The organism is Oleiphilus sp. HI0132 (assembly GCF_001635845.1).
Genome location: NZ_LWGJ01001871.1, coordinates 1 through 1,143, shown reverse-complemented (window position 1 = coordinate 1,143; position 1,143 = coordinate 1). Strand labels below are relative to the sequence as shown.

At 42.1% G+C, this 1,143-nt stretch carries 1 protein-coding gene; it reads right to left on the bottom strand.

Annotation, left to right across the window (positions count from 1 at the left end; translation table 11 throughout):
• Positions 1-992: ABC transporter transmembrane domain-containing protein (locus A3766_RS28265; protein ID WP_231883028.1), on the bottom strand; the 992-nt coding region annotated here is incomplete at its 3' end.
• Between the last annotated feature and the right edge of the window lie 151 nt (positions 993-1,143).

Here is a 1,143-nt window from a genome sequence, read left to right as displayed (position 1 = left end):
AGAATCACATAGAGGGGAATCGAACCTAACACTATCCATGTGAGGGGCGGGCTGTAGTAGTACATCACCACAAAAAAGATCACGGTAAAAAGGATATCGATAATCAGCGTTAAAGCAGAGCCAGTAATAAACTCACGAATGGTATCCAACTCTCGAACTCTGGCTACAGTATTCCCCACTTGCCGTGCATTAAAGAATGATATGGGTAGACGCAAGAGATGGTTATATAACTGCGACCCTAAGGTCACATCAACCCGATTGGTGGTATGCGAGAAGACGTAGGTTCGAAGGCCATTCAAAATCACATCGAATAAGGAAACGACGATTAAACCGAAGCACAATACATCGAGCGTAGTTAAGCCCTGATGGACGAGTACTTTGTCGATAATCACCTGAAAGAACAACGGCGTAATTAGTGCAAATAACTGAATAAAGAAGGAGGCAACCAAGACCTGCATCAAGATCTTTTTGTACTTGATAATAGCGGGGATAAACCAGGAAATATCAAATTTACCGTTCATACCTGGCAGGAGTGAACGTCGAGTAATTAGAATAATTCTGCCATTCCAATAATCTTCGAATTCACTAAGAGTGAAGACTTGTGGTTTTTCAGAACCAGGCACTTGAACAAGAACCTTTTCATCTGCGACTTTGGCAAGAATAAAGTACTCACCATTTTTACTCAGGCCTATCGCAGGTAAGGCCATCTTTTCTAACTTAGCGATGTCTGCTTTTGTTAGTGAGGCTTTAAGTTTTAGGTGTCTAGCAGCACGAACGATATCTTTATCATTCAGACAAGAGGCCGAGTTTTTAGCTTCGGATGAAGGTTCATTAGTACCAAAGTAATGACGAATCTGCTCTGGATCTGCAGCGACTTGGTGATAACGTGCTATTGATACCAGGCAAGCTAAGCCCGTATCAACGGATGAAGACTTTCCAGCCTCATTTGAAGCATGACTAGACACAACGATTTCCTTATCGGCGGCATTCAATCTCTTCACATATTAATAAAAAGACAAAACACCAAACAGTTGTACCTACAACCTTCCAACAAAAAATCTTAAAAGAAGTCTTTAACCATTCCCAGGCGTACAGCATTCGATGCTAGCCGAGGGTTACTCGCAGCCCATTCGTAGTTGATGA